The organism is Angustibacter luteus (assembly GCF_039541115.1).
Classification (GTDB): Bacteria; Actinomycetota; Actinomycetes; order Actinomycetales; family Angustibacteraceae; genus Angustibacter; species Angustibacter luteus.
Genome location: NZ_BAABFP010000002.1, coordinates 801,173 through 822,105, shown reverse-complemented (window position 1 = coordinate 822,105; position 20,933 = coordinate 801,173). Strand labels below are relative to the sequence as shown.

Here is a 20,933-nt window from a genome sequence, read left to right as displayed (position 1 = left end):
AGGCGCGACACCCCGACCTTTCGCGTGGTCCGACGGCGGAGCGGCTGCGCCCGCGACCATGGACAGGACATGAGCCTCCTCGACCGCCTGCGCAACGACTCGCCCCCGCGCGCCTCCGAGCGCGCGTCGTCCACCGCTGCCCAGGAGCGGGCGACGACGGCGACGATGGCGGCGCTGACCGGCGCGGCCACCGCGGCGCTGTCCTGGGTCGCCGTCGTGCTGCCGGCGCTCCTGGCGTGGGCCACGTCCGCGCAGGCCAGCGCCACCTGGGGTGAGGCCGCGCGGGTGTCGACGGTGCTCTGGCTCGTCGTGCACCGCGTGCAGGTGCTGCTGCCCGGCGGCTCGGTCGCCTTCGCCCCGCTGGGCCTGACGCTCGTCCCGATCTGGCTGTGCTGGGTCGCCGGGCGACGGGTGGGGTCCGGGCTGGACCGCAAGACCCTGACCGCGAGCACGTCCCCACTGCGCGCGCTCGCACCGGTGGTGGCGGCGCTGGCGGGCGGCTACGCGATCGTCGTGACGTTCGCCGCGCTGGTGGCCCGCACCGACGGCGGCGGCTCGTCGTCCGGGATGCTCCGGCCGGTGCTCTGGCAGGCGGCCGTGTTCGGGTTCGTGCTGCCCCTGCTGGCTGCCGGTGCCGGCGCGCTGGGGGCGAGCGGCCGGACGCTGGAACGTCCCCTGAGCGCGCTGGTCGCGGACGTCGTCCCGGTGCCGCCGTCGTTCGTCCGGGCCCTGCGCGGGGCCCTGATGGCCACGTTCTCGCTGCTGCTCTGCGGTGCCGTGCTGCTCACGGTGACGCTCGCCTGGCACCTGGACCGGATCCTGACCCTGCACCGGGCCCTCGATCCCGGCGCGGTCGGCGGGCTGGTGCTGAGCCTCGGCCAGCTCGCCCTGATCCCCAACGCCGCGATCTGGTCGGTGGCCTTCCTGGCCGGCCCCGGGGTCGCGTTCGGAGCCGGGTCGCTGGTCTCCGCCGGTGGTTCGAGCCTGGGCCTGCTGCCGCTGGTGCCCGCGCTCGGTGCGGTGCCCGCACCGGGTCCGCTGCCGACCGCGCTGTGGGCCGTGGTGCTGGTGCCGGTGGTCGTCGGCGGCCTGCTCGGCTGGTGGGTGGCGGCGCGCTCGACGCCCGAGCCGGATCCCAGCGCGGTCGACTGCATCCGCGCCGCCCTGACCGCGGCGGCGCTCGCGGCCGGGTTCCTGACCGTGCTGATGGCGCTCAGCGGGGGTGCGGCGGGGCCGGGGGCGCTGGCCGAGGTCGGTCCGTCCCCGTGGCGGGTGGGGCTGGTGCTGGCCGGCGAGCTGGCGTTCGGGGCGGCGGCGGTGGCCTGGATGACCCACCGCCGGATCAGCCACTGACCCGAGCCGGATACCCTCGTCCACCGTGACGACGCACGCGGGCCGCCCGCGCGACCGCCCGCGCAGACCTGCGCGCCTGGTGGTGCTGGTCTCGGGCGCCGGGACGAACCTGCAGGCGCTGCTCGATGCCTGCCAGGACCCGTCGTACGGCGCGCAGGTCGTCGCGGTCGGGGCCGACCGGCCCGGCATCGAGGGGCTGGCCCGGGCCGAGCGGGCCGGCGTCCCGACGTTCGTCCGGCGGGTGGCCGATGCGCCCGACCGCGCGGCCTGGGACCGCGACGTCACCGACGTCGTCGCGGCGTGCGAGCCGGACCTGGTGGTCTCCGCCGGGTTCATGAAGCTGGCGGGTCCGGCGTTCCTGGCCCGCTTCGCCGGCCGCTACGTCAACACCCACCCGGCGCTGCTGCCCTCGTTCCCCGGCATGCACGGCGCGGCCGACGCCCTCGCGTACGGCGTGAAGGTGACCGGTGCGACGCTGTTCCTGGTGGACGACGGGGTCGACACCGGCGCGATCATCGCCCAGCGCGCGGTCGAGGTCGCCGACGGTGACGACGTCGAGTCCCTGCACGAGCGCATCAAGACCGTCGAGCGCGCCATGCTCGTCGACGTCGTGGGCCGGATGGCCCGCGACGGCTGGACCGTCCACGACAGAAGGGTCACCATCCCGTGAGCGAGCCCACCACGAACGGCCGGCGGGTCATCCGCCGCGCCCTGGTGTCGGTGTACGACAAGTCCGGGCTGGAGGACCTCGCGGCGGCGCTGCACGGTGCCGGCGTGGCGATCGTGTCGACCGGTTCGACGGCCAAGCTGATCGCCTCGACGGGCGTGCCGGTCACCCAGGTCGAGGACCTCACGGGCTTCCCGGAGTGCCTGGACGGGCGCGTGAAGACGTTGCACCCCAAGGTGCACGCGGGCATCCTGGCCGACCGGCGCAACGCCGACCACGAGCGCCAGCTCGACGAGCTCGGCATCGAGCCGTTCGACCTGGTGGTCAGCAACCTGTACCCGTTCCGCGAGACCGTGGCCTCCGGCGCGGGCCTGGACGACGTCGTCGAGCAGATCGACATCGGTGGCCCGTCGATGGTGCGCGCCGCCGCGAAGAACCACGCCAGCGTGGCGATCGTGACCGACCCGTCGGACTACCCACAGGTGCTGGAGGCGTTGCAGGACGGCGGTTTCGACCTCGCCGCGCGTCGCCGGCTGGCCGCTCGGGCGTTCGCCCACACGGCGTCGTACGACAAGGCCGTGGCGGCCTGGTGCGCGCAGGAGCTGGACGACGACCCGCAGTGGTGGCCGGCCTACGCGGGCCTCGCGCTGGAGCGGGCGGCGACCCTGCGCTACGGCGAGAACCCGCACCAGCAGGCCGCGCTCTACGTGGACGCCGACGCGACGCCGGGCATCGCCCAGGCGACCCCGTTGCACGGCAAGGAGATGTCCTACAACAACTACGTGGACGCCGACGCCGCGCTGCGCTCGGCCTTCGACTTCGACCGGCCGGCCGTCGCGATCATCAAGCACGCCAACCCGTGCGGCATCGCGGTGGGGGACGACGTCGCGGACGCGCACCGCAAGGCGCACGCCTGCGACCCGGTGTCGGCGTACGGCGGCGTGGTGGCGGCGAACCGTCCGGTGACGCTGGCGATGGCCGAGCAGCTCGCGGACGTGTTCACCGAGGTGGTCGTCGCGCCGTCCTTCGAGGCCGACGCCTACGAGCTGCTCACCCGCAAGAAGAACGTCCGGCTGCTCGAGCTGCCCGACGGCTACGGCCGGGACAGCGTCGAGCTGCGCCAGGTCAGCGGCGGCGTCCTCGTGCAGACCGGGGACCGGATCGACGCGGTGGTGACCGGCGAGGACGGCGTCCCCACCGGGGGCGACGACCCGTCGTCCTGGACGTTGGCGGCGGGTCCGGCGGCCGGCGACGACGTGCTGGCCGACCTCGCCTTCGCCTGGCGCGCGGTGCGGGCCGTGAAGTCGAACGCGATCCTGCTCGCCGCCGACGGGGCGAGCGTCGGGGTCGGCATGGGTCAGGTCAACCGGGTCGACTCGTGCCGGCTGGCCGTCGAGCGGGCCGGCGCGGAGCGGGCGGCCGGTGCCGTGGCGGCGTCCGACGCGTTCTTCCCGTTCGCCGACGGGCTGCAGGTGCTGCTGGACGCGGGTGTGCGGGCCGTCGTCCAGCCCGGGGGGTCGATCCGCGACAACGAGATCATCGAGGCCGCGAACGCCGCCGGCGTGACCCTCTACCTCACCGGCACCCGCCACTTCGCCCACTGACCCGAGCAGCCTCACCCGCACTTGTCCCGACATTCGGGGTCATGGAGCGCCCACGACCCCGGATGTCGGGACATCTGCGTGAGGTCGGGCGGGTCAGGGGGAGGGGTGGCCGGCGTCGTAGGCGGCGCGGGCCTGGTCGTAGATCCGCTGCATGACGGGGTCCACGGACGCGCCCGGACGTCGGGACGCGCGGTACGCGTCGGCTGCGGACTGCCGCTCGGCGAGGTCCGCCTCGACCTCACCGCTGCGGTCCGGGAAGTCGGCGAGCACGAACGCCGGGAAGGCGTCCGCGATGAGCCGCGCGGCACGGCCGGCCCGGGCGACCCGGCCCACCTGGCGCAGCGCGTCGCCGGAGTACGGCCACCACACGTGCAGCGCATCGCCCGCGACCGTCACCGCGCTGCCGGCGGGCACGGCGTCCAGCGCGAGGGCCAGCACCGCAGGCGTGAGCAGCGCTGCCATCGTGCGCAGCTCGGCGCAGTGCAACGTGTACCGGCGGGCCACCTCGACCGACTCCGTGGGCCACGCGGTCCCCGGGTCGTCACCGCCGCGCCGGTCGCGCGGTAGCCAGGCCATCGGCGGCAGCCAGCTGCCGGGCAACCGGACCATCGCGCCTGCCCACTGCGGGTTCGTCCCTCGCGTCGCCAGGCCGTTCAGGGCGCCGGTCAGCGCGTCGACGGCCCAGCTGCCGACGGCCATCGCGAGGTCGACGCTGTCACCGACGTCCGACCCGTCGCCGTGGTCCAGCCGGGGCTGGGTCGCGGTGACCGCGAGGACCCCGAGCGGGGCGATCGGCGCCGGGCTGCCGGCCAGCTGTGCGACCCACTGCAGCTGGCGTGACGAACCCTTGGCGTCACCGAGGCGCCATGCGTGCAGGCGCGGGAGCGAACCCACGGTGCGCACCAGCGCGGCCTGCGCCCAGACGGACTGGAGCGGCTCGACCCGGGACCAGTGCCCGGCCCAGCACGGGGCGTCGTCCGGCCCGCGGGCCTGGTCTGCGCAGTCCACCACGCCCCCCCATCGGCGGTGCGGCGCCTCGGCTTGAGCCAGCGGGTCCCGGGCAGCGCCGACCGGTCGGCATGGAAGGATGAACGGCATGGCGGCAGGCGTGATGGACGGCAAGGCGGTGCTCGCCCAGATCAAGGGCGAGCTGCGGGTCCGGGTGGACCGGCTGCGCGAGCAGGGCGTCGTCCCCGGGCTGGGGACCGTGCTGGTGGGCGACGACCCGGGCAGCCGGTGGTACGTCAACGCCAAGCACAAGGACTGCGCCGAGATCGGCATCGCCAGCCTGCAGCGCGAGCTCCCCGTCGGCACGACCCAGGCCGAGGTCGAGGCCGTCGTCGACGAGCTCAACGCCGACCCCGCCTGCACCGCGTTCCTGGTGCAGCAGCCCACCGGCCTGGACGAGTTCGCGATCCTCGAGCGGGTCGACCCGGTCAAGGACGTCGACGGCCTGCACCCGATGAACCTGGGCTGGCTGGCGCTCGGCAAGGCCGCCCCCACCCCGTGCACGCCGACCGGCATCATCGAGCTGCTGCGCCGCTACGACGTCCCGCTGGCCGGCGCGCAGGTCTGCGTCATCGGCCGCGGCATCACCGTCGGTCGCCCCCTCGGCCTGATGCTCACCCGGCGCAGCGAGAACTCCACGGTCACGTTGTGCCACACGGGAACCCGCGACCTGGCCGCCGAGGTGCGTCGCGCGGACGTCGTCGTGGCGGCCGCCGGCGTCCCCGGTCTGGTGACGGCCGACATGGTCAAGCCTGGTGCCGCCGTCCTGGACGTCGGCGTCAGCCGCGTCGTCGGTGCGGACGGGAAGTCGCGGGTCGCCGGGGACGTCGCGGACGACGTCACGCAGGTGGCCGGCTGGGTCAGCCCCAACCCCGGCGGCGTCGGGCCGATGACCCGGGCCATGCTGTTGAGCAACGTCGTGGACGCCGCGGAGCGGGCCAGCGCATGAACACCACGCCGCGGCTGCTCGGCCCCTGGCTGGTGCTCCCCGTCGGGGTGGCGGCCGGCGTGACCGCGGTGGTCGCGGACGAGCTGCGGCTCGGCGGCTACCTGCTGGCCGCGACGATCGGACTGGTGGCGGTTCTCCGCGCCGTGCTGCCGGCGTCCGCGGCGGGAGCGCTCGTGGTGCGCTCCCGCCCCGCCGACGTCCTGATGCTGGCGGCCGTCGCGGTCGCCGCGATCGCCCTGGCGGCGACCATCAAGCTCACGGCCTGACGCTCAGCCGATCAGGCCCAGCGCCTTGACGGCGTCGCGCTCCTCGACGAGCTCGGCGGCGGTCGCGTCCATCTTGGCTCGCGAGAAGTCGTCGATCTCCAGGCCCTGGACGATCTCCCAGTCACCGTTCCTGGTGATCACCGGGTAGGAGTAGATCAGGCCCTCGGGGACGCCGTACGAGCCGTCCGAGACGACGGCCATCGACACCCAGTCGCCCTCGGGGGAGCCGGTGAGCCAGTCGCGGCCGGCGTCGATGGTGGCCGACGCGGCGGAGGCGGCGGACGACGAGCCCCGCGCCTCGATGATCGCCGCACCGCGCTTGGCGACGGTCGGGATGAACGTGTCGGCGATCCAGGCCTGGTCGTTCACGACCTCGGCGGCGTTCTGGCCGTTGATCTCCGCGTGGAAGATGTCGGTGTACTGGGTGGCCGAGTGGTTACCCCAGATCGTCAGCTTCTTGATCTCGCTGACCGTGACGCCGGCCTTCTTCGCGAGCTGCGACAGGCCACGGTTGTGGTCCAGCCGGGTCAGCGCGGAGAACCGCTCGCGGGGGATGTCGGGGGCGTTGCTCATCGCGATCAGCGCGTTCGTGTTGGCCGGGTTCCCGGTCACCCCGATCCGCACGTCGTCGGCCGCGACCTTGTTGAGCGCCTTGCCCTGCGCGGTGAAGATGGCGCCGTTGGCCTCCAGCAGGTCGCCGCGCTCCATGCCCTTGGTGCGCGGGCGGGCGCCGACCAGCAGGGCGAGGTTCACGCCGTCGAAGATCGTCTCGGCGTCGTCGCCGATCTCGACCTTGGACAGCAGCGGGAACGCGCAGTCGTCGAGCTCCATGACGACGCCCTCGAGCGCGCCGAGCGCCGGCGTGATCTCCAGCAGGCGCAGCTCGACGGGAGTGTCGGGGCCCAGCAGCGCGCCGCTCGCGATGCGGAACAGCAGGCTGTAACCGATCTGGCCGGCGGCTCCGGTGACGGCGACCTTGACGGGGGTGGGGCTCACGACATGCTCCTCAGGACGACGGATCTGGCGCGCCGAGCCTAGTCCGCTCGGTAGGTTCGGGCCTCGTGAGGGTCGAGCCTGCGGTCGTCAGCGCCGTGCACGTCTACCCGGTGAAGTCGCTCGGCGGCCAGGCGGTGGATCGGGCGCGGGTCGAGCTTGCCGGGCTACGGCACGACCGCCGCTGGATGGTCGTGCGGCCCGACGGCGAGGTGCTCACCGCCCGCGAGCGGCACGTGCTCCTGTCGGTCGCGGCGAGCGCCGGCGACGACGGGCTCACGTTGGCCGCGCCGGGTCGAGACACCCTCCTGGTCGCCCCACCGGACGGTCCGCCCGACGTCGCGGTCTCGTTGTCCCGGCTGGACCGGGCGACCTGCGCGGGGCCGGCCGCCGACGCCTGGGTCAGTGACCTGCTGGGCGAGCCGGCCCGGCTGGTCTGGCTGGACGACCCGGCCCGGCGGCCGGTGGGCACCCACCACGGCGGCAGCGGCACGGACCCGCTGAGCCTGGCCGACGCCGGACCCTTGCTGCTCACCACCACTGCGTCGCTGCACCAGCTCAACTCCTGGGTGGCCGCCGAACGGGTGGACCGCGGCGAACCGGCGTCCGAACCCCTGGCGATGCTGAGGTTCCGGCCGAACGTCGTGGTGGACGGAGACCTCCGCCCGTTCGTCGAGGACGGCTGGCGGCGGGTCCGGATCGGGGACGTCGAGTACCGGTTCGGCGAGCACTGCGACCGGTGCGTGATGACGACGCTCGACCCGGTGACGCTGGCCGGCGGCAAGGAGCCGCTGCGGACCATGGCGCGGTACCGCCGGTGGGACCACAAGGTCTGGTTCGGCGTCCGGCTGATCCCGTTGTCCACGGGCGTCGTGCGCGTCGGTGACGCCGTCACCGACCTCGGCGTGCCGTAACCGACAGCCTTGTCTGGCGGTCGGTCAGCCCACCCGGTCGTGCAGCCGGGTGACGAGCTGCTCGACCTGGTCCTCGTCATCGTCCAGGCCGTCCCGCCGGTGCACGTCGTCGATGTCGTCCGGCACCCGCACCACGTACTGCACGACCCGGGCCAGGTCGCGCTGGTCCGCGTCGTCGAGCTCGTTCCACCGGTCGAGCAGCGCATCGAGCCGGACGTCCAGGCTGGTCACCTTGCCGATGTCCGGCCGGGCTCCCTCGGCGTAGGCGGCGCTGAGCAGGGCGCGGTGGGTCTGCAGGGACTGCCGCAGGATGTCGGGGTCGGCGGCGTTCTCGAGCACGGGTGCCTCCAGGGGTCGGCGTGAGTCTGCCGCTCGCGCGCACGGCACGCCAGCGCGCCTACCCTGGGACCACCATGCGCCGAGCCCTGCCGTCCCCGCTGCCGCGCCGCCACGGGCTGGAGCCCGCTGAGCTGCGGCTGCCCGCGGGCGGCGACTGGGCGACGGTGCTGGACTACCTGCACGACCGGCTGCCGTGGGCACCCTCGGGCCGGCTCGAGCAGATGCTGGACGACGGCGAGGTCGTGGACCGCGACGGTCCGCTCGGGCGGCTCGCGCCGTACCGACCGGGGACGTCGATCTGGTTCCACCGCGACCTGCCGGACGAGGCGCCGGTGCCGTTCGAGATCGACGTCCTGCACCGGGACGACGACCTGCTCGTGGTGGACAAGCCGCACTTCCTGGCGACGATCCCGCGCGGCCGGCACGTGCTGCAGACGGCGCTGGTGCGGTTGCGCACCGAGCTCGACCTGCCAGCCCTGAGCCCGGCGCACCGGCTGGACCGGATCACCGCGGGCGTGGTCATGTTCGTCGTCCGCCCCGAGCTGCGCGGCGCGTACCAGTCGCTGTTCGAGCACCGTCAGGTGCGCAAGGTCTATGAGGCGGTGGCCCCGTACGACCCGCGGGTCGAGCTGCCGGTCGAGCGGGCCACCCGGATCGTCAAGGAGCGCGGGGTGTTCGCGGCGGCCGAGGTCCCCGGGGAGCCCAACAGCAGCACCCGGATCGAGCTGGTCGAGCAGCGGGACGGGCTCGGGCGGTACCGGCTGCTGCCCCTGACCGGACGCACCCACCAGCTGCGGCTGCACATGTGCGCGATCGGCCTGCCGATCCTCGGCGACCCGCTCTACCCCGTCGTGCGGGACCAGGCGGTGGACGACTGGTCCCGCCCGCTGCAGCTGCTGGCCCGGACCCTCGAGTTCACCGACCCGGTCAGCGGGCGGCCGCGCCGGTTCGAGAGCCGGCGCTCGCTGCGGGCCTGGACGGACCCGGCCGGATGGGCCGAGGATCCCGGGGTGGCGACCGCGACCGGGTTGCCGATATCTTGACGTCAAGCAATCGCATCGCATCCCCACGAGAGGCTCCCCTCATGGCCAAGATCAAGGTCGCCCAGCCGGTCGTCGAGCTGGACGGCGACGAGATGACGCGGATCATCTGGCAGTTCATCAAGGACCGCCTGATCCACCCCTATCTCGACGTCGACCTCAAGTACTACGACCTCGGCATCGAGCACCGCGACGCGACGGACGACCAGGTCACGGTCGACGCGGCCAACGCCATCAAGCAGTACGGCGTCGGGGTCAAGTGCGCGACGATCACGCCGGACGAGGCGCGGGTCGAGGAGTTCGGCCTGAAGAAGATGTACGTCTCGCCGAACGGCACGATCCGCAACATCCTCGGCGGGGTCGTGTTCCGCGAACCGATCATCATCAGCAACATCCCGCGGCTGGTGCCGGGCTGGACGAAGCCGATCATCATCGGCCGTCACGCCCACGGCGACCAGTACAAGGCGACCAACTTCAAGGTGCCCGGTGCGGGCGAGCTGACCATGACGTTCACCCCGCAGGACGGGAGCGAGCCGATCCAGCACGTCGTCGCCAACTACGGCGCGGACGGCGGTGTGGCGATGGGCATGTACAACTTCAACAAGTCCATCGAGGACTTCGCGCGGGCGTCGTTCAGCTACGGCCTGCAGCGCGGCTACCCGGTGTACCTGTCCACCAAGAACACGATCCTGAAGGCCTACGACGGCCAGTTCAAGGACATCTTCGAGCGCATCTTCGAGGCCGAGTTCAAGGGCGAGTTCGACGCGGCGGGGCTCACGTACGAGCACCGGCTGATCGACGACATGGTCGCGGCCGCGATGAAGTGGGAGGGCGGCTACGTCTGGGCCTGCAAGAACTACGACGGCGACGTCCAGTCCGACACCGTGGCCCAGGGCTTCGGCTCGCTCGGGTTGATGACGTCGGTCCTGATGACGCCGGACGGCCAGACGGTCGAGGCCGAGGCGGCGCACGGCACGGTCACCCGGCACTACCGCCAGCACCAGGCCGGCAAGCCGACGTCCACGAACCCGATCGCCTCGATCTTCGCCTGGACCGGTGGCCTGAAGCACCGCGGCAAGCTCGACGGCACTCCCGAGGTCACGGGCTTCGCGGAGGCGCTCGAGCGCGTCTGCATCGAGACCGTCGAGAGCGGCAAGATGACGAAGGACCTGGCGCTGCTGATCAGCAAGGACCAGCCGTTCCTGACGACGGAGGAGTTCCTCGCGGCGCTGGACGAGAACCTGGCCGCAGCTCAGGTCTGAGACATCCGAAGGAGCCTGGCAGGCTCCGACCGCGGCGCGGCGCCCCCTCGGGGACGCCGCGCTGCGGCGCTCTGGGTAGTTGTTCAGGCACGTTGGGTGAGATTGGGACTAGTCAATCGGCCCATTCACCCCCTACTCTCTGGGGATGCCTTCTACACCCAGAGTAATCGCGCGGGCCGGCGTGGCCGTGGCACTGGCCGCTGGTGTGGTCGCTGGCGCGGGTGTCGCACCGGCGCAGGCGGCCGTCAGCCAGTCCTACCTGAACGCCTACGAGGTGCGGGTCGTCAAGGCGATCAACGCCCAGCGCGTCAGCCACCACCTCAAGCCGCTCTCGTACACCTCGTGCCCTGACCGGTACGCCGAGCGGCTGGCCACCCAGCTGCGCACCAAGTCGACGCTGACCCACCAGGCGCTGCTGCCCATCATGAAGGCCTGCAGCGCGAACCGGGCCTCGGAGAACATCGCGCGCGCCAACCTGCCCGCCCGTTCCCTCGTCGCGCTCTGGATGCGGTCGCCGGGTCACCGGGCGAACATCCTCGACCCCAAGGTCAACCAGATCGGCGTCGGCACCCAGTGCGCCAGCCAGTGCACCACGGTGACCGACTTCATCCGTCGCTGACCCGACCGGCAGGATAGGCGCGTGCTACGCGTCGTCTCCGCCAACGTCAACGGGATCCGGGCCGCCGCCAGGCGCGGCGGGCTCGACTGGCTGGCGGCGCAGCAACCGGACGTCCTGACGCTGCAAGAGGTGCGCGCCGGCGACGACCTGCTGCGCGAGCTCCTCGCCGTCGGTCCCTTCGCCGGCTGGCACGTCTCGCACGACGCGAGCCTGGTCGCCGGGCACGCCGGCGTGGCCGTGCTGACCCGCGACGAGCCGCTCGACGTCCGGCACGGGGTGGGTCGTCGCGAGTTCGCCGGTACCGGCCGCTGGGTCGAGGCTGACGTCGCGACCCAGTCCGGGCTGCTCACCGCCGTGTCGGTGTACGTGCACACGGGCGAGGCGGGTACCCCGCGCCAGGACACGAAGCTGCGCTTCCTGGACGCCATGGGACGTCGGATGAGTGCGCTGCGCCGGGTGGGTGGGCACGTCGTGGTGACCGGCGACCTCAACGTCGCCCACCGCGAGGCAGATCTGAAGAACTGGAAGGGCAACCGCGGCAAGGCCGGCTTCCTGCCCGCGGAGCGAGCGCTGCTCGACCGGTGGACGTCGACCCGCGGCGGGTACGTGGACGTGCACCGGGCGCTGGCCGGTGAGGGCCCCGGCCCGTACACGTGGTGGTCCTGGCGCGGGCAGGCGTTCGATAACGACGCTGGCTGGCGAATCGATTATCACTTAGCGTCACGAGAAATGGCTACGAAAGCGGTAAAAGCGACAGTCGGGCGGGCAAGCAGTTACGCTGAGCGATGGAGTGATCACGCTGCCGTTACGGTTGACTACGATTTGTAACTGAATTCGTTAGTGCATTTGGCCGCGGACCGATCCATCGCTAACGACTATTTCCGCCACGGCCACTACATCGCGAGCGCCTCGCTATGTCGATGCGCAGCTGGTAGCGATCAGCCAGGCTGACCACTACATCTGTCATTCCTTCGCGTCGCGCTCGCCGACGCGCGTGTCGAAGATCGTCGGTGCCGTCGAAGACCATCTGCTCGAGATTCGGAAACACCTGCATCTCGACGACATCGCCGCGTATGAGCTTTGTGATCCACAACTCCATGGCAGCGCGTCGACCCTCCCCGGGGGTTGAGGCTGATTTCATGGCGTCGGCGCAGTCTGGGTCAACGATCCACTCTGGCAGCCGGCCTTCCATGGCAAGCTCGGCTAGGCCATCCCGCATGACCGCCCAGAACCGCGACCAGGCCTCTTCCCGGGCGACGGGCGTCCCGATCATTGGCCAGTAGTAGCCGCCATCTTCACCTAGTACCGATTTGGGAGTCTCGTTGGACACAGCCGAGACTATAGTCTCGTGGCGTCGTGCGGCCACGGTCCGTAGGTTCGCCATGTGCCGGCCCGTGACGAAGTGTTTGCTCGCTCCGTTGCCGAGGAGTTGGCGGTTGCGCGTCGAGAGCGCGGCTGGTCCATGGAACAACTCGCCGGGGAGGCCGGCCTCCACCGCACGTCTGTCGGATTGATTGAGCGTGGCGAGCGTGGAGTCACGCTTCAGGTGGCAGCCCGGCTAGCTTGGGCTCTGGACCTATCGCTCGGTGATCTATGCCGAGCCGCCGAGGCACGTGCCGGTCGTGGCTAGCCCGCCGAGTTGGGTGTCTGAAGATCGGCTATGAAGTACTGCTCGGTCGCCAAGCTCCGAAGCAACTTCGAGACGAGGCGATCCGCTACAGCCCAGGGCTGATCCTCCAACTCGAGGGTGCTAGCTCTCGTCACGGCTCGGTACTGCGCAGCGTCGTAGATTGGAGGCTGACGGCGAATGCTTGAACTGTCGTACACCGAGGACGACAGGTTCTTCAGCCCGGTGGCGGCAAGACCAAAGACCCACACCCCAGAGAAGGCACACTCCGAGCCGTACTCTCGTGCCCAACCCAACATCAGGCGCGCGTAGGCCACGGCGAGCCCGTCCACGATCGCGCGTCGCTCGCCCCAGGTGGTTGTTGCGCGTCCCACGACGGCTCGGATTCCGCCGTCCTCCCGGAACTCGATGTCCACCAGGTCTGTCTCGCGATCGGCGTTGACCGGGCTCTCACGTGCACCCTCCGAAAGCGAGCTCATGGCAATGCCTTCGGCACGCAGTCGCATCGCACCGGCGTACTCAGGTGTCGGGGGAATGCCCCGGGCGCGATTCGACAGAGTCGTACTTGGGGCGTTGATCAGTCGAAACAAGCGAGCCTGGTCCCGTTGCTTGAGAAAGGCGAGTCCAAGGTCTGCCTGAGGCGATAGCGGGTTCGCGGCAAGGTACAAGTGGCCCTCGCGCTGAAGGCCGAGAGGGACAGGATCGCGCTCGATCTCAAGGTCCAAGGTGGCCGACATGCTGGCCTCGACGGACTTCCTCTCGGCGTGCAAGCGAAGGACCTGGGCGTCGGTGAGCCGTCCCTTGGTCTTGTCGACCCTGCCCCAATACGCGCCCTCAACCATATGGGGGGCTAGCGGGCTGGGTGGAACATCAACCCAGAGGTAGCCGCGGGCGGGATCGCTCGCAGTTGGAATCGCGCGGACCTGCACGAAGAGTGGAGGGTCGATGCGAGTCGCTGCTACCTGTTCGATGCGCTCCGCCTGCCCAACTAGGGGGACGGGACTAGGCGTGAGCGTTCCTGTGTCTGTGTCCTCGGCGACGCCGATCAGCAGGGCGCCACCATCAATAGCGAATCCGGCAAGATCCCGCGCCAATTCGCGCCGGGGTCCGTTGCTGTCTCCGACCTCGCGCTTGACATCCAAGCCGCGATGTTCGCGTACATCGCCACTTGATAGAGCGTCGACAAGTTGCTTCTCTGAATCAGGGCGCCACATTCAGGAATCCTCCGGTCAGGGCACTTTCATGACTGTCAGCCACAGGGGAAATGGCGCGAAGCCCTAGCCAGGTGGGGGTGGCGGCCTTCACCGGTCGTAGATCCGAACGGTCACCGCAAACGATTCAAGGCTGGCCTCCCGACTCAGGTCCCGTTCTAGGCCACGCGGGTTATCGAGCTGGCCGTCGTGATCAAATACCAGACAGATCAGGTGCTGGATCTCTTGCCGAGATTGGTACCGGTCTCGATCAACGATGAGTTCCTCGCCGAGTGAAGCTGAAGTCATGCTGCTACGCGCGTACTTCAGCTCTAGTGCGAGCGCGTAGTCGGGAAGAATGAAGTCGATGCGTGAGGAGGCGCCGCCAAGCTTTGGTGCGACCTCTTCAGGGCGAATATCCTCGAAGAACACGGCAAGGAGCGCCCTGAGCAAATCCTGTGCATCGTACTCGTCTTGAATCTTAAGCGTGTCGCGAGAGGCGTGGCGACGGAGCAGTTGCCGTTCCACATATCGAAAGCGATCACCTATGGCCAGCACGACCTTCACAGCGTCTAGGGGCTCGGATGCAAAGTGCAGTGAACCGACTGAGTTTTGTGTACGCAGCGATCCCGCACGGAAGTCAGTCAAAATAGATGCTAGAAGGTGTGATTTCTCCGCAGTGGACCTCTCGCACAAGCCGTAGTCGCCGTCCGAAAACGCCTTTGCTTCGTCACGGCCCGCCTTGAAGAACGAGAGGAAATACCCATTCAACGAGCAAAGACTCAGGAGTTTTGGGTGCTTGGCAAACTGATCGCCGTACCTGGCGCCCACTAGTGAGTCAAGATCGAAGAGACGGTTGCTCTGCCACGGACTGTTGGGTTCAGAGCCCAACAGGTAACGGTATCGAGAGATCAGTGCAGAAAAGCCGTAGGTGGCGTTGTTCATATTCCAGTGAACCCAGAACGCATCGGGGCGTGTGCGTGCATACTCGAAGAATCTGGCAAACATCTCCTTTTCGCGTTCGACCGGGTCTTGGTTTGCTGAAGAATTGGCGATGGAGAAGACGGTTGACTCTCGTCCCCCTGTTGCATCGGTCAGTTCGGAAACAGCGATGGCGCTCACCGCAACAGGGCGGTCGGTGACATCGTGGAAGTTTTCGCAACTATAGTGGATGCAGATTACGCGCTTGCCCTCATCGAGCGCCGCGAAAAGGTCCCGACATGCCTCCTTCAGATCCGTCATGTCTCTCCGTAGAATTGGTAGAAGTTGCGATCTGGCAGCGTGACCAACGTCAGCGGAGCCCCCGCGGTCGTGCCGCTTCCGGTGTCAAGGCATATCAGGTTCCTCGACTCGAACGGCTTCATCCCCCTCTGGATGTAGTGGCCGCAGATGATGAGCGCCTTTGGTGCAGTAGCGCCTCGGGAAAAGATCCCATGATGCCGTCCCAAGGCCAAGTCTTCTGACCTCCTACTTGTTGGTCTGTCAGGGTTATAGCCGGCATGCGACACCAGCATCTCGTCGGTCTCGAAGTGCGTCCCTGTGTCGCCTAGGAGACGTAGATGCCCGTCGGGAAAGGTTTCGCGAAAAGTCTCAATGCTCGCCTGAGCCTCCGTACCCTTCAGGTAGCTGCTGACGGTGGTCAGGCCGCCATGCGAAAGCAGTCGGCGTGGGCTCTCGCCCGAAATGAAGTCCAGCAGCACTTGGTCGTGATTGCCACGCAGGAGCACCAAGCGCTCGCCGAGTGCGTCCTTGGCGAGGATCAAGTGATCGACGACTTCGCGCGATGCCGGGCCACGGTTTACGTAATCCCCGACGAAGATCACCAATCCGTCCCAAGTCTCAAGCCACTCGAAGGCTCGCGCCAACGCCCGAGCGTTGCCGTGGACGTCACCGACGACCGCGATCCGTTCACGCATCAGAACGGGGGGAGGGTGAGTGCGCTGTACTCCAGCTCGTCTTCATCGGTCAACACCGTGGCCATGAGCATTGCCAGTTCCCCATGGTCTGCATGTGCGATGGCGTACGACTCAACGGATTCGATAGGGCCGCTTGGCACGTTTGGCACGATGCGCTCGATCTCATGACGCAGCTTTGCGATATCGGAGAGCGAGAACGTCGCCTGACGGCGAAGAGCAACTGCGTCGGCGAGCCCAGGCTGGTCGAGTTGTTGGCTGAGCAAGCCGATGTCGAAGTTGACCTCGCCCGCCTCGACGCTGCGAAGGTATGCGGCGGTGCGCGCGATATAGACACCGAGACGGCCAAGTCCGCGGAGGTATCCGCGGACATCGTGAGCGGAGACGTCGAGCACGCCTGCTGCGGTCGCCAGTTGGTCCCATATTGGGGCGTATGTGAGCGGCCGCTCATAAGCTTCCAGTGTCCGAGTGAGCAGTCCGAACCGATCCTCGATGACAACGCCATCCGTGCGTAGATGCAACACGAACAAGCTGCCCTGCGCGGCAAGAGCCCTGAGGTGGGCAGGGCGGTACTGCGTCACGTTGATGGTTCCGACCTGATACGTCGCTGCATCGCCGGAGACCAATTCGAGGACGTCGATGTCAGAGTCGTCGCCCTGCGTTCCGCGAGCGACGCTGCCGTAGAGCATCAATGCCAGGCGGTCTGGCGCCTGCTGTCCCAGTGCGTCGCGGATACCTGCCAGAACGCGAGACGTATTCGACGTCGCGCGACCCAGTAGCTGACCGGCGCTCATGCGAACAACGTAGACCCGAGCTCCGACATGCACGGACGATTGCGATCGAGAACTGCCGTGTCGGGCCAAGGTTTGGCCGGAGTCAGACCGAGCGGGCGAGGCGCTCCGGTGGTGCTGATGTGACTGGTGTGCCGATCTATCGGCGTTCGCGAGGTTTGGTGACACAGCGTGATAAATGCTGGTCAGGCAGCCGCGTTCGTAGTGGTTGTGTACATATAGCGGCGATCCCTGGACAACGACTCGGGCTGGCGGATCGACTACCAGCTGGCGACGGCCACCCTGGCCGGCCGAGCAGTGAAGGCCGAGGCCGGGCGGGCCGCGACGTACGCCGAGCGGTGGAGCGACCACGCCGCCGTCGTCGTCGACTACGACGTCTGAGCGCGCGCGGGAACGCCCGGAGCCGTGTGGCCCCGGGCGTCCCGGTCGAGCGTGTGGTGCTGGTGATCAGCCCATCTGGTGATCAGCCCATCTGTTGATCAGCCCAGCGAGGCGGTGACGGCCCAGCGCTTGGTGATCTCGGTGTACGGCTCGATGTAGCCGGTGACCGAGTTGCCCGCGATGACGTGCCCGCGGATCCACGCGCCGGTGGAGTTCTTGGCGTAGAACGTGCCGCCGGAGTCGCCGCCCTGCTGGACGGTGCCACCGGTGTAGGCGATCACCGGGGACTTGCAGCCGGTCGCGGTGCAGACCTGGGCGGTGACGCTGGTCGCGGTGTGACCGCACTGCTCACCGGTGGTCCGACCGCTGTGGCAGTAGTCCGTGTAGCCGACGTACGCGGCGCCCGAACCCACCACGGGGATGCTGGTGCTGCTGGTCACGCCACCGGTGAAGATCCGGCCGGCGTACGACTTGCCGGCGAGGAACTCGACGTCGATGGGGCCGCCGCCGAGCGAGGCCAGCGTGCGCGCCGTCACGGTGCCCTCGACGTTCGCGCCGGACTCGGTCTTGACGCTCGCGCCGTTGGAGAAGCAGTGACCTGCGGTGACCATCCACCGGGCTCCGGTCGAGCTCTGCACGGTGTAGCCGGTCGAGCACAGGAAGCCCTCGGCCGACAGTCCGCCGCCGCCGTAGAAGGCCGGGACGTCGTCGCGGCGGTGGTAGGCGTCGTTCGTCGTGACCTTGTGGGTCGTGACCTTGACGCTGGTCAGGCCGGCGACGCTCTTGGCGGCGGTGGCGGTCTTCAGGTTGGTCAGCGACTTCACCAGGCTGGCCGGGGCGTTGGTGTCGAGCACGAGCGCGCCGGTCTTCGGGTCGGAGTACGAACCGAACGTGTACCTGGTGCCGTTCTTCGCGACGTACTTCGCGATGCGATCCTGCACGGTGGCCAGGGCCGCCTTCGACGCCTTGGTGGCGACCGGGGCCTTCGCGGCCCGCGCCGCCTTGTAGTCCGGCGAGCTCGAGGCCGCGAGGGCCTTGCTGTGCGTCGGAGCGAGCTTGGCCTTGCCGTTGCCGGACGCCGCCGATGCCTGCGTGCCCCCCACGCCGACGGCTGTCACCGCAGCAGCCGCGGTCATCCAGGCGACGATCGTCGTCTTCTTCGAGATGCGCATGCCGTTCCTCCTTGGGGAACCACGACCCCCTGCCGTGGTTCGTCGATGGAAAGAGCGGTCCGGTCGCGAGTTAGATACACCCTGGGTCGTAGGAACGCTGCCTCCCGTCGGCGGATGCCGCTCGCGGGCCGGCCGCGCTACGTTCGCGGGATGGGTGACGTGTCGACCTGGGGGCCGCCGTGGGCGGGTGCACCGTGGGCGGGTGCACCGTGGGCCGGCAGCGCCGTCCGCCAGCGGGCGGTCGCCCGGGTGGTGGCGCTGGTCCTGCTCGTCGTCCAGCTCGGAGGTTCCACTGCGGCGGCCACCCGGCAACCGCAGGCCCGGGCGCTCGACGTGGCCGGCTACCTGCTGCTCGCCCTGGGGCCGTTGGCGCTGCTCGTCCTGCCCCGGCACCGGGTGGCGGTCGCGGCCGTGGCGGTCGGCGCCGCCGCCACCTACCTGGGGCTGGGGTACCCGCGCGGGCCGGTGGTGGCGAGCGCGGGCCTGGCCCTGGTGGTCGCGGTCGCGTCCGGACGGCGGGTGGCGGCCTGGCTGGTCGCGGGGTGCGGGTACGCGCTGACGCTGGGGCTCGGTGCAGTCAGCGACCACCCGGTCGGGCTGGGCGCGGCGCTCGCGGCCGCCGCCTGGTTGCTCGTGCTGCTGCTGGTGGGCGAGCTGCCGCGACGCCGGGCCGAGCAGTTCGCGGCAGCGCGCCGGGCCCGGGCCGCCGAGCAGGAGGCCGCGGTGGGCGAGGAGCGGCTGGCCCTGGCCCGCGACCTGCACGACACCATCGGGCACTCGCTGTCGCTGATCGCCGTCCAGGCCGGCGTCGCGCTGCACCTGCTGGACGAGCACCCCGAGCAGGCCCGGCCGGCGTTGACGGCCATCCGGGACGCCAGTCGGGACGCCCTCGAGGAGGTGCGCACCGTGCTGGCCGTGCTGCGCGCGGAGGGTGACGTGCCGCGCACCCCGGCGCCGGCGCTGGGCGACGTGAAGGTGCTGGTCGCGCAGGCCCGCGCGGGTGGCCTGCAGGTCGACCTCGCGCCAGAAGCGGTGGGGGACCTGGCGATCGGGGTGCCCGGGCCGGTGCAGGCGGCCGCCTACCGGGTGGTGCAGGAGTCGCTGACGAACGTCAGCCGGCACGCCGGAGCGGCGTCCGCGACCGTGCGGCTGCGTCGTGGGCCGGCCGCCCTGGAGGTCGAGGTGTCCGATGACGGGACGGCGCGCGCGCCCGTGTCGGAAGGACGTGGGCTGCTGGGCATGCGGGAGCGGGCCCGGGCCCTGGGCGGCACCGTCGACGTCGCGGTCCGTCCGAGCGGCGGCCTGCGGGTCGCCGTCCGCTTCCCGTTGACACCGGAGCAGGTGCCCGCGTGATCGACGTGGTGGTGGCGGACGACCAGGCGTTGGTGCGCGCCGGGTTCCGGGCGTTGCTGGACGCCGAGCCCGACCTGCGGGTCGTTGGTGAGGCGGCGGACGGCGAGGCCGCACTCGACGTGGTGCGCCGCACCCACCCGGACGTCGTCCTCATGGACATCCGGATGCCCGGGCTGGACGGTCTGGCCGCGACCCGGCTGATCGCCGCGGACCCCGAGCTGTCCGGCACCCGGGTCCTCGTGCTCACCACCTTCGAGCTGGACGAGTACGTGTTCGAGGCGTTGCGGGTCGGGGCCAGCGGGTTCCTGGTCAAGGACACCGAGCCGGCCGACCTGGTCAAGGCCGTGCGCGCGGTCGCGGCCGGCGACGCCCAGCTCTCGCCGTCCGTGACCCGCCGGCTCATCGAGCACGTCGCGGTCGGCGCGAAGCCGTTGCCGCACGAGCGTCCGGACGTCGCCCGGCTGACCGGGCGCGAGCGCGAGATCGTCACGCTGGTCGGCGAGGGGCTCAGCAACGCCGAGATCGCCGACCGGCTGGTGATGAGCCCGGCCACCGCGAAGACCCACGTGAGCAGGGCCATGGTCAAGCTCGGCGTCCGGGACCGGGCCCAGCTCGTCGTCCTGGCGTACGAGTCCGGCCTGGTTCGGCCCGGCTGGCTGGGCTAGTGCGCGGCTCGGTACGCCTGGGGGAGTAGGGCAGGAGCAGCCCAGAGCGGGACGACGAGGCAGTGCCCTTGCGAGCAGTCTCGGGTCACCGGTCAGAGCTGGCCGGTGCGACGGCTGGTCCGTCGTCCGAGACAAGGAGGTCGGCCGATGGTGGCTGGCACGGTGTGTGCTCCCGGGACGCACGGGTTCTTCTGGTTCCCGCTGATCCCGCTGTTCTTCTTCGGCTTCTGGGTGCTGGTGCTGTTCGTGGTGCGTCCGTGGGCGTGGCGCCGACGCGGCTACGGACCGGGCTGGTCGCCGGCCGGGTCCGCTGAGGCGGTGCTGGCGGAGCGGTACGCCCGCGGCGAGGTCGACGAGTCCGAGTACCGGGCGCGGCTCGAGGTGCTGCGGGCGCAGCGGTGAGCCGGGTGCCTGCCCGAGGCAGCCGGCTGGGCCTATGCTCGGCCCGTGCACGCACTCGGGCAGGTGCTCGTCGCGCTGGTGGCGTTGATCCACGTCTACATCGTGGTGCTGGAGATGCTGCTCTGGCGGACGCCGCGGGGCCGCGCCGCCTTCGGGACGACCGAGGAGTTCGCCGAGCAGACGGCGGCGATGGCCGCGAACCAAGGGCTGTACAACGGGTTCCTGGTCGCCGGACTGGTCTGGGGTCTGCTCGCCGGTGACCCGTTGCAGTGGCAGGTCGAGACGTTCTTCCTGACCTGCGTGGCCGTCGCGGGGCTGTTCGGCGCGGTGACCGTGAGCCGGCGGATCCTGCTGGTGCAGACGGTGCCGGCGGTCCTCGCCCTCGCCGTCGTCCTCGCCACCCGCTGAGCGCGGGCTGCCTGCGA

General features: G+C 70.2%; 24 protein-coding genes and 1 pseudogene. 16 read left to right on the top strand and 9 right to left on the bottom strand.

Features of this window, described 5'->3' with window-relative positions; all coding sequences use genetic code 11:
- Positions 1 to 69: 69 nt before the first annotated feature.
- Genes ABEB17_RS03910 through purH form a run of 3 tightly spaced genes read left to right on the top strand, consistent with a single transcriptional unit; the run spans position 70 to position 3,624 of the window.
- Complete coding sequence (locus ABEB17_RS03910; protein ID WP_345715265.1) at positions 70 to 1,353, top strand: cell division protein PerM; 1,284 nt, start codon at positions 70 to 72, stop codon at positions 1,351 to 1,353.
- A 25-nt stretch (positions 1,354 to 1,378) separates the two neighbouring features.
- Positions 1,379 to 2,023 (top strand): phosphoribosylglycinamide formyltransferase, encoded by a 645-nt coding sequence (gene purN / locus ABEB17_RS03905; RefSeq protein ID WP_345715264.1) that lies wholly within the window; start codon positions 1,379 to 1,381, stop codon positions 2,021 to 2,023.
- Positions 2,020 to 3,624 (top strand): bifunctional phosphoribosylaminoimidazolecarboxamide formyltransferase/IMP cyclohydrolase, encoded by a 1,605-nt coding sequence (purH, locus tag ABEB17_RS03900; RefSeq protein WP_345715263.1) that lies wholly within the window; start codon positions 2,020 to 2,022, stop codon positions 3,622 to 3,624. The genes purN and purH overlap by 4 nt, the downstream gene beginning before the upstream one ends.
- Before the next feature lie 93 nt (positions 3,625 to 3,717).
- Here the strand turns inward: purH and ABEB17_RS03895 are convergent, their stop codons facing one another.
- Positions 3,718 to 4,632, bottom strand: a complete 915-nt coding sequence (locus ABEB17_RS03895) for a hypothetical protein (RefSeq protein WP_345715262.1) — start codon at positions 4,630 to 4,632, stop codon at positions 3,718 to 3,720.
- Between the two features lie 88 nt (positions 4,633 to 4,720).
- On the opposite strand from ABEB17_RS03895, the gene ABEB17_RS03890 reads away from it, so the two are divergent.
- Both ABEB17_RS03890 and ABEB17_RS03885 read left to right on the top strand, forming a co-directional pair.
- On the top strand, positions 4,721 to 5,581 hold the full coding sequence (locus ABEB17_RS03890) for a bifunctional methylenetetrahydrofolate dehydrogenase/methenyltetrahydrofolate cyclohydrolase (protein ID WP_345715261.1): 861 nt from the start codon (positions 4,721 to 4,723) through the stop codon (positions 5,579 to 5,581).
- Positions 5,578 to 5,847: a DUF3017 domain-containing protein gene (locus tag ABEB17_RS03885; RefSeq protein WP_345715260.1), complete on the top strand. Its 270-nt coding sequence runs from the start codon at positions 5,578 to 5,580 to the stop codon at positions 5,845 to 5,847. Before ABEB17_RS03890 ends, ABEB17_RS03885 begins: the two co-directional genes overlap by 4 nt.
- 3 nt (positions 5,848 to 5,850) lie before the next feature.
- Here the strand turns inward: ABEB17_RS03885 and ABEB17_RS03880 are convergent, their stop codons facing one another.
- Positions 5,851 to 6,843: a malate dehydrogenase gene (locus tag ABEB17_RS03880; protein ID WP_345715259.1), complete on the bottom strand. Its 993-nt coding sequence runs from the start codon at positions 6,841 to 6,843 to the stop codon at positions 5,851 to 5,853.
- A gap of 65 nt (positions 6,844 to 6,908) precedes the next feature.
- Between ABEB17_RS03880 and ABEB17_RS03875 the strand changes: the two genes are divergently transcribed.
- Positions 6,909 to 7,754, top strand: a complete 846-nt coding sequence (locus ABEB17_RS03875; protein WP_345715258.1) for an MOSC domain-containing protein — start codon at positions 6,909 to 6,911, stop codon at positions 7,752 to 7,754.
- Between the two features lie 24 nt (positions 7,755 to 7,778).
- On the opposite strand, the gene ABEB17_RS03870 is transcribed toward ABEB17_RS03875, so the two are convergent.
- Positions 7,779 to 8,093 (bottom strand): hypothetical protein, encoded by a 315-nt coding sequence (locus tag ABEB17_RS03870; protein WP_345715257.1) that lies wholly within the window; start codon positions 8,091 to 8,093, stop codon positions 7,779 to 7,781.
- Between the two features lie 74 nt (positions 8,094 to 8,167).
- On the opposite strand from ABEB17_RS03870, the gene ABEB17_RS03865 reads away from it, so the two are divergent.
- The 4 genes from ABEB17_RS03865 (at position 8,168) to ABEB17_RS03850 (ending at position 11,842) form a co-directional block, all read left to right on the top strand.
- Positions 8,168 to 9,136 carry an RluA family pseudouridine synthase gene (locus ABEB17_RS03865; protein WP_345715798.1) on the top strand — a complete coding sequence of 323 codons (969 nt, stop codon included), beginning with the start codon at positions 8,168 to 8,170 and terminating at the stop codon, positions 9,134 to 9,136.
- 41 nt (positions 9,137 to 9,177) lie between these two features.
- Positions 9,178 to 10,395 carry an NADP-dependent isocitrate dehydrogenase gene (locus ABEB17_RS03860; protein ID WP_345715256.1) on the top strand — a complete coding sequence of 406 codons (1,218 nt, stop codon included), beginning with the start codon at positions 9,178 to 9,180 and terminating at the stop codon, positions 10,393 to 10,395.
- A gap of 145 nt (positions 10,396 to 10,540) precedes the next feature.
- Positions 10,541 to 11,014: a CAP domain-containing protein gene (locus tag ABEB17_RS03855; RefSeq protein ID WP_345715255.1), complete on the top strand. Its 474-nt coding sequence runs from the start codon at positions 10,541 to 10,543 to the stop codon at positions 11,012 to 11,014.
- A gap of 21 nt (positions 11,015 to 11,035) precedes the next feature.
- Positions 11,036 to 11,842: an exodeoxyribonuclease III gene (locus ABEB17_RS03850; protein WP_345715254.1), complete on the top strand. Its 807-nt coding sequence runs from the start codon at positions 11,036 to 11,038 to the stop codon at positions 11,840 to 11,842.
- A 40-nt stretch (positions 11,843 to 11,882) separates the two neighbouring features.
- Here ABEB17_RS03850 and ABEB17_RS03845 read toward each other — a convergent pair whose 3' ends face one another.
- Positions 11,883 to 12,344, bottom strand: coding sequence for a hypothetical protein (locus tag ABEB17_RS03845; protein ID WP_345715253.1), 462 nt, complete (start codon positions 12,342 to 12,344; stop codon positions 11,883 to 11,885).
- Positions 12,345 to 12,398: 54 nt separating this feature from the next.
- On the opposite strand from ABEB17_RS03845, the gene ABEB17_RS03840 reads away from it, so the two are divergent.
- A complete protein-coding gene (locus tag ABEB17_RS03840) occupies positions 12,399 to 12,644 on the top strand; it encodes a helix-turn-helix transcriptional regulator (RefSeq protein WP_345715252.1) in 246 nt (81 codons plus the stop codon).
- Here ABEB17_RS03840 and ABEB17_RS03835 read toward each other — a convergent pair.
- The 4 genes from ABEB17_RS03835 to ABEB17_RS03820 all read right to left on the bottom strand — a co-directional run bounded on the left by ABEB17_RS03835 (position 12,641) and on the right by ABEB17_RS03820 (position 16,538).
- Positions 12,641 to 13,783, bottom strand: a complete 1,143-nt coding sequence (locus tag ABEB17_RS03835; RefSeq protein WP_345715251.1) for an AlbA family DNA-binding domain-containing protein — start codon at positions 13,781 to 13,783, stop codon at positions 12,641 to 12,643. The two genes, ABEB17_RS03840 and ABEB17_RS03835, sit on opposite strands and share 4 nt — an antisense overlap.
- A gap of 159 nt (positions 13,784 to 13,942) precedes the next feature.
- Complete coding sequence (locus ABEB17_RS03830) at positions 13,943 to 15,073, bottom strand: PD-(D/E)XK nuclease domain-containing protein (RefSeq protein WP_345715250.1); 1,131 nt, start codon at positions 15,071 to 15,073, stop codon at positions 13,943 to 13,945.
- Positions 15,070 to 15,747 carry a metallophosphoesterase gene (locus ABEB17_RS03825; RefSeq protein WP_345715249.1) on the bottom strand — a complete coding sequence of 226 codons (678 nt, stop codon included), beginning with the start codon at positions 15,745 to 15,747 and terminating at the stop codon, positions 15,070 to 15,072. Before ABEB17_RS03825 ends, ABEB17_RS03830 begins: the two co-directional genes overlap by 4 nt.
- Positions 15,747 to 16,538: a nucleotidyltransferase domain-containing protein gene (locus ABEB17_RS03820; RefSeq protein ID WP_345715248.1), complete on the bottom strand. Its 792-nt coding sequence runs from the start codon at positions 16,536 to 16,538 to the stop codon at positions 15,747 to 15,749. Before ABEB17_RS03820 ends, ABEB17_RS03825 begins: the two co-directional genes overlap by 1 nt.
- Before the next feature lie 222 nt (positions 16,539 to 16,760).
- Here ABEB17_RS03820 and ABEB17_RS03815 point away from each other — a divergent pair.
- Positions 16,761 to 16,916: pseudogene (locus ABEB17_RS03815) on the top strand (exodeoxyribonuclease III); the annotation flags it as partial.
- Between the two features lie 98 nt (positions 16,917 to 17,014).
- Here the strand turns inward: ABEB17_RS03815 and ABEB17_RS03810 are convergent.
- Positions 17,015 to 18,088, bottom strand: coding sequence for a chymotrypsin family serine protease (locus ABEB17_RS03810; RefSeq protein ID WP_345715246.1), 1,074 nt, complete (start codon positions 18,086 to 18,088; stop codon positions 17,015 to 17,017).
- Between the two features lie 150 nt (positions 18,089 to 18,238).
- On the opposite strand from ABEB17_RS03810, the gene ABEB17_RS03805 reads away from it, so the two are divergent.
- From ABEB17_RS03805 to ABEB17_RS03790, 4 genes are all read left to right on the top strand, one after another.
- Complete coding sequence (locus ABEB17_RS03805) at positions 18,239 to 19,441, top strand: sensor histidine kinase (RefSeq protein WP_345715245.1); 1,203 nt, start codon at positions 18,239 to 18,241, stop codon at positions 19,439 to 19,441.
- A complete protein-coding gene (locus ABEB17_RS03800; protein WP_345715243.1) occupies positions 19,438 to 20,106 on the top strand; it encodes a response regulator transcription factor in 669 nt (222 codons plus the stop codon). The genes ABEB17_RS03805 and ABEB17_RS03800 overlap by 4 nt, the downstream gene beginning before the upstream one ends.
- Positions 20,107 to 20,253: 147 nt before the next feature.
- Positions 20,254 to 20,508, top strand: a complete 255-nt coding sequence (locus ABEB17_RS03795) for an SHOCT domain-containing protein (RefSeq protein ID WP_345715242.1) — start codon at positions 20,254 to 20,256, stop codon at positions 20,506 to 20,508.
- A gap of 45 nt (positions 20,509 to 20,553) precedes the next feature.
- Positions 20,554 to 20,916, top strand: a complete 363-nt coding sequence (locus ABEB17_RS03790) for a DUF1304 domain-containing protein (protein ID WP_345715241.1) — start codon at positions 20,554 to 20,556, stop codon at positions 20,914 to 20,916.
- Positions 20,917 to 20,933: the final 17 nt, after the last annotated feature.